The organism is Microcoleus sp. LEGE 07076, from assembly GCF_015207455.1.
Classification (GTDB): Bacteria; Cyanobacteriota; Cyanobacteriia; order Cyanobacteriales; family Microcoleaceae; genus Microcoleus.
Genome location: NZ_JADEWV010000171.1, coordinates 1 through 12,778, shown reverse-complemented (window position 1 = coordinate 12,778; position 12,778 = coordinate 1). Strand labels below are relative to the sequence as shown.

Annotated in this window: 10 protein-coding genes and 1 riboswitch; of the genes, 2 read left to right on the top strand and 8 right to left on the bottom strand. The window is 45.8% G+C overall.

What is annotated here, in order from left to right; genetic code table 11:
* Both IQ270_RS22690 and IQ270_RS22685 read right to left on the bottom strand, forming a co-directional pair.
* Window positions 1-1,721, bottom strand: a 1,721-nt coding sequence (locus IQ270_RS22690) for a TIGR03960 family B12-binding radical SAM protein (RefSeq protein ID WP_193975464.1), incomplete at its 3' end; no start/stop codon positions are given.
* Window positions 1,722-2,012: 291 nt separating this feature from the next.
* Window positions 2,013-2,351, bottom strand: a complete 339-nt coding sequence (locus IQ270_RS22685) for an STAS domain-containing protein (protein ID WP_193975463.1) — start codon at window positions 2,349-2,351, stop codon at window positions 2,013-2,015.
* 386 nt (window positions 2,352-2,737) lie between these two features.
* Between IQ270_RS22685 and IQ270_RS22680 the strand changes: the two genes are divergently transcribed.
* The gene (locus IQ270_RS22680; protein ID WP_193975465.1) at window positions 2,738-2,932 is read left to right on the top strand and encodes a hypothetical protein; all 195 of its coding nucleotides are present in this window, start codon (window positions 2,738-2,740) and stop codon (window positions 2,930-2,932) included.
* 710 nt (window positions 2,933-3,642) lie between these two features.
* On the opposite strand, the gene thiC is transcribed toward IQ270_RS22680, so the two are convergent.
* The 6 genes from thiC to IQ270_RS22655 form a co-directional block, all read right to left on the bottom strand.
* Window positions 3,643-5,016 carry a phosphomethylpyrimidine synthase ThiC gene (gene thiC, locus IQ270_RS22675; protein WP_193975462.1) on the bottom strand — a complete coding sequence of 458 codons (1,374 nt, stop codon included), beginning with the start codon at window positions 5,014-5,016 and terminating at the stop codon, window positions 3,643-3,645.
* Between the two features lie 7 nt (window positions 5,017-5,023).
* Window positions 5,024-5,120: riboswitch (TPP riboswitch) on the bottom strand.
* A gap of 154 nt (window positions 5,121-5,274) precedes the next feature.
* Window positions 5,275-6,135, bottom strand: a complete 861-nt coding sequence (locus IQ270_RS22670; RefSeq protein ID WP_193975461.1) for a Uma2 family endonuclease — start codon at window positions 6,133-6,135, stop codon at window positions 5,275-5,277.
* A 112-nt stretch (window positions 6,136-6,247) separates the two neighbouring features.
* Complete coding sequence (locus IQ270_RS22665) at window positions 6,248-6,808, bottom strand: Uma2 family endonuclease (protein ID WP_193975460.1); 561 nt, start codon at window positions 6,806-6,808, stop codon at window positions 6,248-6,250.
* 332 nt (window positions 6,809-7,140) lie between these two features.
* Window positions 7,141-9,153: a tetratricopeptide repeat protein gene (locus IQ270_RS22660; protein ID WP_193975459.1), complete on the bottom strand. Its 2,013-nt coding sequence runs from the start codon at window positions 9,151-9,153 to the stop codon at window positions 7,141-7,143.
* 261 nt (window positions 9,154-9,414) lie between these two features.
* A complete protein-coding gene (locus IQ270_RS31995) occupies window positions 9,415-9,543 on the bottom strand; it encodes a hypothetical protein (RefSeq protein ID WP_255532472.1) in 129 nt (42 codons plus the stop codon).
* Window positions 9,544-9,595: 52 nt separating this feature from the next.
* A complete protein-coding gene (locus IQ270_RS22655; RefSeq protein ID WP_193975458.1) occupies window positions 9,596-10,468 on the bottom strand; it encodes a 6-carboxytetrahydropterin synthase in 873 nt (290 codons plus the stop codon).
* A gap of 710 nt (window positions 10,469-11,178) precedes the next feature.
* Between IQ270_RS22655 and IQ270_RS22650 the strand changes: the two genes are divergently transcribed.
* Window positions 11,179-12,675: a cyclic nucleotide-binding domain-containing protein gene (locus IQ270_RS22650; RefSeq protein WP_193975457.1), complete on the top strand. Its 1,497-nt coding sequence runs from the start codon at window positions 11,179-11,181 to the stop codon at window positions 12,673-12,675.
* Window positions 12,676-12,778 lie beyond the last annotated feature (103 nt).

The window sequence follows — 12,778 nt, the reverse complement described above, 5'->3', positions numbered from 1 at the left end:
TCCTTCTTCCTTCTTCCTTCTTCCTTCTCCTCTTCCTTCTGAAAAAGATTCCATTCGCCGCTTTCAACTTGGCGGTATTTCCAGGTAAGGTTAGATTCATCGATCGCCTGAGTCCAAGCTTTGTAAGCTTTATCCAAACTTTCCCACCAAGCATCCATACCAGCGCCAAGTTCCCAAGCGCGGCGGATTACAGGGCCCAAACGCCGATCGCCCCGTCCCACAAAATCCTCCATTGCCGAAATCCGCACATCAGTATAATTTACCTTGATATTTCTCATCGCTTTGAATTCACCCTTCAGGAGTTTTTGCTTGCGAGAAAACTCAGCAGTCGAAACCGAGTGCCACTGAAAAGGAGTGTGAGGCTTAGGCGTAAAATTAGAAATTGTCAAATTAAAATTCAGTGGCCGCCGGCCATTAAGCCTGCATTCCCTTTGCAGCCAGCGGACTGTTTCGGCAATTCCCAGAACATCAAAATCGGTTTCTCCGGGCAAACCGATCATAAAATACAGCTTGATTTTATCCCAACCGCGATCGACCGCAGTTTTCACCCCTCGCAGCAATTCTTCGTTGGTCAAACCTTTGTTAACGATATCGCGCATCCGCTGAGTACCAGCTTCCGGGGCAAAAGTCAAACCCCCTTGCCGCGTGCCGCCGAGAATGTCAGCAATATTATCGTCAAATCTGTCTACCCGCTGGCTGGGTAGAGACAGAGAAATATTTTGATCTTTGAGGCGGTTTTTGATTTCCATCCCCACAGCCGGGAGTGCCAGATAGTCGGAACAACTGAGGGAAAGCAGGGAAAACTCGCTGTGCCCGGTGGCTTTCATCCCTTGTTCGATCGCCTCTACGACTTGCTGCGGTTCCACATCGCGCGCGGGGCGAGTCAGCATTCCCGGCTGACAGAAGCGACAGCCGCGGGTGCATCCCCGGCGGATTTCGACTGTCAGTCTGTCGTGTACTGTCTGCACGTAGGGAACCAAGCCGATCGAATAAGCTGGTATGGGAGTCGCCACTCGGCGCAGAATTCGATCGGGAACTTGGCGGCGGTTGGGATGAACCGAACCGTCTGCCGCCATATCGTAAAATTGCGGGACATAAACGCCGGGAATTTGCGCTAAATCCAGCAGCAGTGCTTCTCGGCTCAAATTATTAGTTTTGCCTTCTGCCAAAATCAAGCCAATTTCTGGCAGCAATTCTTCTCCGTCTCCCAAAGCAATGAAGTCAAAAAAGTCAGCGTAGGGTTCGGGATTGGATGTTGCGGTTTGTCCCCCTGCAAAAATCAGCGGCCAATCCCCACCATTTTGAGGATTTGTCGCTCTTTCTTTCCAAGTTAGGGGAATGCCGGCAAGTTCCAGCATTTCCAGAATGTTTGTTGCTCCGAGTTCGTAGCTGAGGCTGAAGCCCAGAATATCAAATTCTGTGAGTGGTTGCCTTGATTCTACTGCAAACAAGGGAGTTTTGGTTGATCGCAGTTTTGCTGCCAAGTCTGGTGCGGGCAAATAAGCGCGATCGCACAACTGTCTCGGCACAGCATTCAAAATATTGTAGAGAATAATGTGCCCCAGATTGGAAGCACCAACTTCATACACTTCTGGGTAAGTGAGCACCCAACGCACGCAAGCTGTATCCCAAGGCCTGCGCGCGGCTCCCAACTCGTTTCCCAGATAACGAGCTGGCTGATTGATTTCTGCTGTAAGTAATTCTTCGACTTTTACTGGCACGGCTTGACTCGCTCTTATATTTGCGACTCTTAAGCAGCCTACCTTAAAAGCGGCCAACACGCCAACAGCAGTCAGTCGATTTGAGATTTTCCGTTTCAATTTTAGATTTACTCCACAGATGAGCCTGAGAGAGCCAACAAAAGTCTAAAATTTTGGGAGCATCCCCGATGCTTGTCGGGGCCCGGTACCCGTTTCTTCCGAGTCCTCTGTCTGTTTTTTGGGCAATTTACAACTTGCTGTGTTTTGTTGTTTGTTTTGGCCAGTGACGAAGCAGGTTTTACCAGTCATTTTTCACACGGAGTTTGCCGTTTCAAAGCTTTCGACGTTTTCCAATATCTCAAAAGCTCGATCGAGTCCGCTGAGTTCCAGAACCATCCTAATCCCGGCGGAAACCGAGCAAATACTAAACCTGCGCCCCATTTTTTTCCCCTGCTTGAGGCCCGTAACCAATGCCATCAAACCGGCACTGTCAATAAATGTTACTGCGCCCAAATCTACGACTACCGCTACCACTCCGGGGGCTGCAATTGCTGTCGTTAGTTGCTCGCCGAATTCTCCGGCTGTGGCTGCATTCAGGTGGTATGGGGGTCGAATCACTGTAATTGGTTTCTGGGCAATAAGTGTCTGCATATTTCAAACCTATGGTTGCTGTGTATTGTCAACTACTGTGCTAGGTAGAAGGCTGTCGGCCTAAACCTATTTGACACCTCCGAGCCTAACTTGCTCTCACAGAAAGCGACCAGTTTTTTTCAGTGATTTTACTGAATCTTTATTTATTTACTCTTTTTTATAAAAATTTCCGCAAGATTTGGAGAACAAACGTAAGCTACTATACTATTTTTTATTATGCTAGCAAGTTTATTCTTGGCAATTGTCAAAATAGCGACAAACCTTGTCCTAGCTGTTAAGTTCAACTGTTTAATGTAATTTAAATCACTTATTTCTTCTGATTTAGATCACGCGCGTGATCGACTGTTAATATGAAAATAAAACTGTACGGAGTTCTCCGAGCTAATATGCAAGCAACTTATGCTATTCGTCATCTGGTAGAAAAAGCCCTCTACATTAAGCAGTTGACACCTGACATTGAAAACGAAATCAACTACGAGCTCACCCGTTTGGGGTACATCTCGGATATTGACTACGAGGCGTTAGAGTTATTAATGGATGAAATGGATGCCGGCAGGGTGCAATTGGTATCTAGTCGATAGTTGGCACCGGGCGGCCCGAAAAAATCAAACAGCGAAACAAAATCCTGGCACGGCGGGATGTAGAGCAGTGCCAAGAACATTGACAAGCGAATTTCAAAGGTGGTACCCGCCACATGATTTATCCGTCGAATCAATCCAAAATCTAAAATCTAAAATCGAATGACTGCGACACGGCATTTTTACCGTCGAGCACCCATTTGCTTGATATTTGAGGCGATCGTTTTGCACCTCAGTATCAACAACTACAAACTTTGACCTAAATTCAATCTCTAACTTTTGGGGCTTGACAAATGAGCTGTGATAGTAATTTATTTTAATGATTGCTGTTACCGGACAGAAGCAGAAACCCGGTTTGGAACGATCGCAATTAAACCCAATTTTCAAGCATTGTATTCCAGGTTGATCAAGTACAGACTTTGTCCGGCGACTGGTTTCTTGACAGTTTTCGCCGGGCGCACTGATTCTGTTTAACAAACCCCCTTTCAGGCGTACCGCACATACATGGAACCTGCTGTATGTAGCAATATTCGCATCATTTGTATAATTTATGGTAAAGGCAATCCCCCCGTAGTTGCCCCGATGGGGGTAGGCACGGAGGCACTACCCCTACAAATTTTGTGCGCTCGCGCACGGATTGCTATACCACAAAAAAATTCACTTTTTTGTGAATTGCCAAGGGCGGGCGAAACAATCCGCCCACCCGATCGAGATTAGCTTTGCGCCACAGGTTCCTTAGCCAAAAACTTCTCCAACTCAGTCAAAGCATCAGCATCAACCTTCGTCTGCATCGGACAGAACTTAGGCCCGCACATCGAACAGAATTCGGCAGTTTTGTAGATATCCGCCGGCAAAGTTTCGTCGTGATATTCCTTTGCTCGTTCTGGATCTAATGACAGCTCAAATTGACGGTTCCAATCAAAATTGTAACGCGCTTTCGAGAGTTCATCGTCGCGATCGCGCGCACCCGGACGGCCCCGTGCAATATCCGCAGCGTGAGCCGCAATCTTGTAAGCAATCAGCCCGTTTCTGACATCCTCAGCATTCGGCAATCCCAAATGTTCCTTCGGTGTCACGTAGCACAGCATAGCAGTACCGTACCAACCAGCCATCGCCGCCCCAATAGCTGAGGTAATGTGGTCGTATCCCGGCGCAATATCTGTTACCAACGGCCCCAAAACATAGAAGGGTGCTTCCGAACACTCCTCCATTTGTTTCTTGACATTAAACTCAATTTGATCCATCGGCACGTGGCCCGGCCCTTCCACCATTACCTGCACATCATGTTCCCAAGCTTTGCGAGTTAATTGTCCCAAAGTTTTGAGTTCAGCTAATTGAGCCTCATCCGACGCATCGTGAGTGCAACCGGGGCGCAGAGAATCTCCCAAACTAAACGAAACATCGTATTTTTTGAAGATTTCAATGATGTCGTTAAAGTGAGTGTAGAGAGGATTTTGTTTGTGGTGGTGCAGCATCCACCTCGCCAAAATACCGCCGCCGCGAGACACAATCCCAGTCAATCGATTTTTCACCAACGGCAAATGCTCGATCAGAATTCCGGCGTGAATAGTTTGGTAATCTACGCCTTGTTGAGCGTGTTTGTCAATGATGTTAAGAAAGTCATTGGGGGTCAGACTTTCCATATTACCATGAACGCTTTCTAAAGCTTGGTAAATTGGTACAGTACCGATCGGCACTGGTGAAGCTTTGATAATGGTAGTGCGAATTTCATCCAAATTCCCGCCGCCGGTGGACAAGTCCATCACGGTATCGGCGCCGTATTTCACTGCTAGTTTAAGCTTGTCAACTTCTTCTTCCATGTTGGAAGAGTTGGGAGACGCACCGATATTAGCATTGACTTTGCACTTAGAGGCAATGCCGATCGCCATTGGCTCCAAATTCGGGTGATTGATATTAGCTGGAACAATCATCCGTCCCCGCGCTACTTCAGCGCGGATCAGTTCGGGCGGGAGATTTTCTCGCTTAGCAACAAAGTGCATTTCCTCAGTGATGACACCTTGACGGGCGTAGTGCATTTGAGATACATTGCTATGTCCCTGACGCTTCGCGATCCATTCGGTACGCATATTTTATTTCCTTGATAAACAGCTTCCCTCCGCTGGTATTACCCAGACTCAGGTTCTAAGGGTGTTTTCTCAGCCCGGACTTTCGGGCACCCCTAGCTAAGCTGTTGATTGTATCACCGATTTCTGTGCGCGACGGCAGCCACTAAGGAAATCTTAATATTGAGAGATAGATGAGGTTGGCGATCGCCCTTTCCAGACTTCTGATATTCCTGCTGTGAAAAAACTGCCAGCGGACCTCATTTAACAACCTAAAAACACTCAAACCTCATCAGGATTAATCCCCATTTGGCGCAACTTTTCTGCAAGGCGATCGGCTCGTTGTTTTTCTTCCTCCGCGCGAAGGCTTTCTTGTTGGGCGCGGAGGCTTTCTTGTTGGGCGCGGAGGCTTTCTTGTTGGGCGCGGAGGCTTTCTTGTTGGGCGCGAAGGTGTTCTACGGCCGCACGTTCCTCACCTATTAACAACAAATTTCCTTCACTATCCCACCAGCGCAACCAAGGCAAATTCATCTCATCATATTCCCCTTGCCAAATTCCCAGTTCAACTCCCAGTTGTGGAATCCGATAGCGACCGCGATCGTTTGCACTCATGCGCTGATAGCAGTTGTCTTCTAAATGATACATTTCTACCGACGCTTTTTTTACTTCATAAATCCCGTAAAAAGGTACGCGGATCGCCTGTTCGTAAACCCAAAACTTGCCAACTTTTTGTTGTTGTGATTGACCGGGTTCGGGCGGTGGCGTTCTATCTCGTTCTTCTGAACCGTTTCCCGACACAAATTCCAGTACAATTAGCGGTGCAACGTATTCTTTCCACAATACATAAGAACGCCTCACCTCACCATTTAACAGCGGCGGTACATTCGGCACGTAAAACCAATCTGGCGCTTCGGCACCGCGTTCGGGAGGGTCAGTTAAACGCCAATAAATCCCGCAATCTTGACCGATGCGGTAGCGTCCGTCAGGGTGAAGCTTTTGCAGTATTGGTCGCAGCGAATCAGTGAGAATAATGCTTTGAGGCAGTTCTTGAAAATTTTTCACAAAAGTACCGTCAGACTCGGGCAATTCAGTGTGGTCTGGGAGATGCGTGACTTCCAATTCAAATGGTTTAGCAACAGTCATAAAACTTGCGCTGATTTGAGGAGTTATATTGATTGTATATCAAGTTGAAGTTTTTGGAAATTGGAAATTGGGAATCTAAAAAATGTCTGAGTTTCAATTTAAAAAAATCACCCTAACCCAAAATTCCATCAATACTCAATACAAAGTCGGGAAAAGCCAAGGGCGAAACCGTTTCTCGCCGCTCAAACTTTTGCACTGAAATATAGCCATTTGCCGTCGGATTGCGGTAAACTTCTAAACAATTAGCCTCTAAATCCCATAACCAAACTTCCTGAATCCCAGAACTTGTATAATTAGGTACTTTTACGTCGCGATCGAAATCAACAGTGCGATCGGAAACCTCAACTAACAGCAATACTTCCGACGGTATTGGATGCGCTGTTTCGTAGTAATCAGCACGAGGTTGCTGCAATACCACGTCTGGCTGAGGTTCAGTGCGCTCATTCAACTGGATAGGGTTTTGAACATCCAAAAAAGCACTTTCTTCTGGAAGTTGGCGAAACTGTCGGATCAGTCGCCGCACACAAGTCGCGTGACGAGTATTAATTGCTGCCATTTGGATAATTTCTCCTTCTATGAGTTCCACTCGGTCATCTTCACCAAAAATACCAGCATCATTCATCAGGTGGTATTCTTGGACGGTAAATAGCCGTCTTTGCATTTTTACAGACATCACTATTCTCTTTGTTGGCAACTTACCTAAAGTTACCATAAAAAAAACCGCCTCAAACAAAGCGGTTAAAAGAGGAAAAATTTAGATAAGGAATTACATTTGGGTGGCTAAAAATCGGTTATTTTTAGGAAAAGACTTAAGCTGCCGTGCAAATAAACATTGCATATTCAGGGCGGGCCCGACACGCCACTCATTGTTTTATTGTTTTTTGACATACATTTTGACATACAGTTTAAATGTAGAACAGCTTACCGTAGCCTGTGCTGAACAAAATCGTAATATTCATCGGATTGTGGCTAGTTTAGATGATATTTTTTGCGACTAGCAAATCCTTATGTATCCTGCTTTAATTCTGAGGCAATTGCGCCTCGATCGCGCCAAGCTTCGGCATTTTCGGGCTTGATGGCAATTGCTCGATCGTAAGCTGCCATTGCTTCCTCGTAGCGCTTTAATTCTGACAAAGCTGTACCCAAGTGGTGCCAAGCGTCGTAGGAGTCGGGCTTAATCGCGATCGCTTTTTCGTAAGCTGCGATTGCCTCTTGATGGCGCTGCAATTTTGCCAAGGATTCGCCTTTGCCAAACCAAGCTTCGTAACATTCGGAATTCAGCTTAATTGCTGATTCGTAAGATTCAATTGCTGCTTCGTATTGCGAGAGTTTCTCGAAAGCCGCGCCTCGGTTGTGCCACGCTTCAAAATCCTGGGGTTTAATGGCAATTGCTTTTTCGTAGGATGCGATCGCATCTTGATAGCGCTGCATTTTTCCGAGCACTGCGCCTTTATTGTACCAAACTTCGTATTTGTCGGCCCGGATGCCCAAAGCTCGATCGTAAGAATCGATAGCATCAATGTAGCGGACCAATTTCCACAGCATATTGCCTCGATTGTACCAAGTTTCGTATCTATTGGAATTGAGGGCAAGAGCGCGATCGTAAGATTCGACTGCTGCGGCGTGTTGCTGTACTTTACCCAGCATCGCGCCTCGGTTGTGCCAGATTTCGCTGTCGGTTGTTTTGATTGCCAGGGCGCGATCGTAACTGGCGATCGCTTCTTCGTAATGCTGCAATTTACCTAACAAAGCTGCTATGCTGTGCCAGCAGGCGTATTTGTGGGAGTCGCTGGCACTTGCTCGCTCGTAACAGGCGATCGCCTCTTGGTATTTTTGCAATTTTGCCAGCAAATTCGCTTTATTGTACCACGCTTCGTAATTATCCGGTTTCAGCGATATTGCTTGCTCAAAACAGGCGATCGCTTCTTCGTGGCGCTGCAATTTTATTAACACATTTCCGCGCCAATACCAAGCCTGATCCACATGATTATTCATTAAAATAGCTTTTTCAAAGCAGACTGCTGCCCCATCATAATTGCCTTGAAGATAAAGCCCTTCACCTTGCTTGATATAATCATCAGCAATCATATTTTCCTCGCTAGCAGGTGCAGTTTCCGAATTTTGGGAATTGTTTGACTGCGGTTGAGGAGCCTGTTTTACAGATTCTTTGGCAACAACTGCGGGAACTTGCGAGATTTCTTGAACTATTTGAGATTTTTTATCGTAAACTTCTGTTAGCAAAACTTGTAGGTGCATGAGAAATTGAGATTTTAGTGTCTCAATTTGCTCGACGGAAGATTTGGAAAGTTCAGTTTCTTTCGTTAAAAAATCAATTGATTGTTTGGCTGCACTCAGTTGCGATTCTAATTCATCTCTCAATTTTTGAGTTAGTTGACTGGAATTGAGGAGTTCTGATTCTAATATAGCAATGCCCTGCAATCTTTGATTGGCATCAGCAACCAACTGTCTGACTACCAGCCGCCGGAACATCCAAAAAAAGGCAATTGTCATCGGTGGAAAGACAGTACCAAGAATTAGCAAAATATTCAGCAGAGCTATGGTATTATCGAGACCGTATCCAGATTCAGCATTACTGTCGGTACGGAAAGCAAGAAAATTAAAAGCGTCGCGAACTTGGGGGCTGCTTTCAACTCCGGTTTCAATTAATTTAGCCAGCCAGGTTTCTTGTAAAGATTTTGTTAGTTCGTCGCCGGATGCAGCAGGAGTATTAGCCTTGGTTTTTGCCGCCGAAGATAACTGCGGCCCGGCGGCTACTAGCAAACCTGCAGGGGATTTTACGGCAATTCGCGGGGAAAATTGTTCGTAGGCGATCGTTTCGGGCGCGCTCATCGACTCCGCCGGACGAGATGCGGTATTATCTATGGCATCGACAAAGTTGCTGGCCTGCGGTGTCCCTCCAGAGGCGGGAGGTGCAGCAGGAGCGGCGCTAGTAGAAGCCGTTACATTCTGGGATGCGAGGGCGGCCAGAGTCAAGAGAGCTACATTTGAGGCTCGCATAAACGTCAACTCATCTAGGAGAAATTAGTGCTTGTTAGTCAGCGATCGACCTCATACTCTCAGCATTTACAATAACTGAGATGAGGAATGCTGGCGATGATGCTACTATCTCCAAAATACGGGCGGTGTCTGACTTGTCAGGAAAAGTGCCAATAATTGTAGCTCTATAACTTCGGTGAAAAAATTTATTCTCGTACCCGATCCGGCTGAAATCACCCTCGGAATCATCATCAGCCTTTTATGCGCCCCTTCACCAAAATTTTAACTTCCCAACCAAAATATCCATAAACCCGCCCCGCCCCAAGCAACTACGATCGCCCGAATTGTTGGTAAATTGCCAAAAATGCGCTCGTCCAATTTAATCCTTGGGGCGGCTTCACCAATCTGCACAATTAGCCGCAAATCTGGGTGAACCCGCCCCAAACCAACCCGATTTTTAACTCTAAATCCCAGCTAAAGCCGCTGACGGTTGCTGGCGCGCGACATCTGCTGCATCCAAATCTGCAGCGTAAATTTCGCAGCTATTATTCGGACTTTCAATCAGCTTAATCTTGTGCAAATCGGCGCCCAATTCCCGTATGGGCGATCGTAACAATTGCCCGATCCGAACCGCAATATTTTCCGCCGTAGGCACAACATTTTCAAAATAAGAAATATCCTTATTTAAAAAAGTGTGATCGAAAGGTTCAACAACATAATCATCAACAGCTTTTTGCAAAGCTCCCAAATCAGCAATCATGCCAGTGCGCGGATCAATTTCTCCTTTAACAGTCACTTCTAAATGATAGTTGTGACCGTGACCGTTAGGACGAGCACATTTGCCATAAATTTCCGAGTTTTCTTCAAAGCTCAAATCTGGACGAGCCAACCGATGGGCGGCGCTAAAATGAGTGGACAGAGTTAGATAAGCTTCCATGCCGTTTCCTAAATATTCAGCCCAAAGTTCCGGGTGTTCAAACAATTGAATTTTGCTCACAGGCAAATGAGGAGCTAGCCTCAGCCAAATTTGGCGTGCTATGTTTTCAGTAGTTGGCAGAGTCTGCTCAAATTCCGGCCACGCTTCGTTAAGGTAGGAAAAATCTAGATCCTTGGTAACTTCCCGCTTGATGACGTGCTTGACATCAGACAGGTTGAGCACCATGCCGTACTCGTCGAGTTCGCCTATCATGGAAACGTAAAGAACGTAATTGTGTCCGTGTCCCGGTGCGCGCGCTGTTGGGCCAAACCGCTCAAAGTTCTCGGCTTCGCTCAACTCCGGTAGCCAGTAACGATGACTCGCCGAAAACTGTGCTCGACGATTGATGATGCACTGCATAAAAGTTAAGTAAGATCGGCTTGTTAAGTTGTGTAAAAGAGTTACTTCTTAAGGTTGACATACTCACGCTAGCTGAAGCAACAGTGATTCTTAACGCTTCAACGAGATGAGCTACGCCTGGTAGTCTAACATTCTCTCCACGTTCGTTTTAAGTCTCCCAATACACTGTGGCGACTTTTTCTGTTCTATACGCAAGTAAAATACTTGTTATCTTCAGGGTTGGACTTTACCATTGCCCCTATGAACTGTCTAGGTGCGCTCTCATCGTAGCTGTTTCAACCTGTAAGCGAGCCTGTAGACTTTACCATTCTAGCCCAAAGCCGTGCTAGAAGCACGGGGTTTTCAACCCAATTTTTCGATAAACTAATTTTTACGGGAATTTTTCAATAATTTAAGGGTGCTTTAGATGAATTTCTACCAATTTTTGAGATATTGGCAACAAATCGCCGCGAGAGTCGCAGGGCAGATTTTGCTCCACAACAAAATTATCCGCCAGAAAATACCGCTACAAAACTGCTTCTGCTCATCCGTTGCTAGCGGATGTTACCAGTTTCTGAGAAAGTGGGGTTCATCCAGAAGGATAGCTGCGCCGCGTGTAGTTTTTGCAACACTGGACACTCCACAGTTCTAGTTTTTCGTTTAATCTCTGCAATAGTTAGCAGTTTGCAGTTGAGTTGCGACCCAAATCAATCACGAATTACCAAATATTAATGAATTGGATTACTGTACGAGCCGATCGCTTTTTTGAACATTTTTGGGGTGCGATTGCTACCCCGCTATTTTATATCGGCGACACTCATCTGTCGATTAGCGCGATCGTCAAACTAATAATCTTAGCTATACTTGCCTTCATTGTAGCTCGGATTGTCAGCGAAGGAATCAAGCGCAGCCTGCTAGTTCGGATGGGATTGGATCGCGGCAGCCGAGAAGCAATCGCCACCATCATTAGCTATATTTTAGCAACTCTGGGCTGTATAATCGTCCTGCAAGGTGCCGGCATCAACCTCACTTCTCTCACCGTCTTAGCTGGCGTCGTCGGCATTGGTTTCGGCTTCGGTTTGCAAAATCTTGCCAGCAACTTTATCAGCGGTCTCACCCTATTATTCGAGCAGCAAATTAGAGTCGGAGACTTTATTGAGATAGACCATTTATTAGGGACAGTAGAAAATATTTCCATCCGCTCCACAATTATCAAAACAATTGACGGACTTTTTGTTATTATACCAAACATTAAGTTTGTCGAGACTAACATTATTAACTGGAGCTATAGAGACCCCAGATGCCGCCTTCGCATCCCCGTTGGCGTTGCTTACGGCTCCGATCCAGTATTAGTTACCGAAGCGCTATTAGTTGCGGCGCGGATGGCATCGAATGTTTTATCCCATCCTTCTCCTAAAGTATGGTTTAGAGGTTTTGGAGACAACGCTTTGAATTTTGAACTTTTAGCTTGGATCGATCAGCCACAGGAAAGCGATGCTATTAAAAGTGCAATCAATTTTTCAATAGATTACGAATTGCGCCACCGCAATATCGAAATTCCCTTTCCCCAGCACGATTTATGGCTGCGAAACCCGCAAGAGTTAACTAAAGTTTTTCAACAGAACAAAGACGATAATTCCAACGGAAAAGTTTTTCCGCAAAATACTAAATATTCAGCAGAACTCAAATCTAACTCCACCATTTCTGAACCAAAAATCCCAGCTAAAGCACCCAATAATTGGACGCTGCGAGATTTGTTGCGGCGAGTCACTTATTTTGAACAGTGTACGGATTTAGAACTGCGACAGTTAATTGAATACGGCTACCGACAACTGTTCCCAGCGGGACAGATTGTCTGCAAAGAAAATGCTCCTGGTGATTCTTTTTATATTATTCTTTCCGGGGCTGTAGAAGTTCTTTCTCAGAAAGCCGATCAGTATATTGCGACGCTTCACGAGGGTGAGTTTTTTGGGGAAATATCTTTGCTGTTGGGAACTCCGAGAACGGCGACTGTTAAAACTAGCGAAGATTCTATTTTGTTTGTTGTGGAACGCCACGACTTGCAAAAACTTTTGATTGAACAGCCAAGTTTAGCAGATCAGATTGCTCAAAAATTGTCGGAACGACAGCAAGCTTTGAGAGATTTGGGATTGTTAGATGGTGACTCTCTCGAACAAACTCCTTTTATTAAAATTCGGAAGCGCATTCAAGTTCTTTTTGGGATTTAGTATTAAATAGTCATTAGTCATTGGGAATGGGGAATGGGGAATTGGGAATTGGGAATTGGGAATTGGGAATTGGGAATTGGGAATTGGGAATTGGGAATTGGGA

Excerpts from the sequence above, each read along its gene's own strand:
- IQ270_RS22685 (WP_193975463.1), bottom strand. The coding sequence starts at position 2,351 with ATGCAGACACTTATTGCCCAGAAACCAATTACAGTGATTCGACCCCCA.
- IQ270_RS22680 (WP_193975465.1), top strand. The coding sequence starts at position 2,738 with ATGCAAGCAACTTATGCTATTCGTCATCTGGTAGAAAAAGCCCTCTAC.
- thiC (WP_193975462.1), bottom strand. The coding sequence starts at position 5,016 with ATGCGTACCGAATGGATCGCGAAGCGTCAGGGACATAGCAATGTATCT.
- IQ270_RS22670 (WP_193975461.1), bottom strand. The coding sequence starts at position 6,135 with ATGACTGTTGCTAAACCATTTGAATTGGAAGTCACGCATCTCCCAGAC.
- IQ270_RS22665 (WP_193975460.1), bottom strand. The coding sequence starts at position 6,808 with ATGTCTGTAAAAATGCAAAGACGGCTATTTACCGTCCAAGAATACCAC.
- IQ270_RS22660 (WP_193975459.1), bottom strand. The coding sequence starts at position 9,153 with ATGCGAGCCTCAAATGTAGCTCTCTTGACTCTGGCCGCCCTCGCATCC.
- IQ270_RS22655 (WP_193975458.1), bottom strand. The coding sequence starts at position 10,468 with ATGCAGTGCATCATCAATCGTCGAGCACAGTTTTCGGCGAGTCATCGT.
- IQ270_RS22650 (WP_193975457.1), top strand. The coding sequence starts at position 11,179 with ATGAATTGGATTACTGTACGAGCCGATCGCTTTTTTGAACATTTTTGG.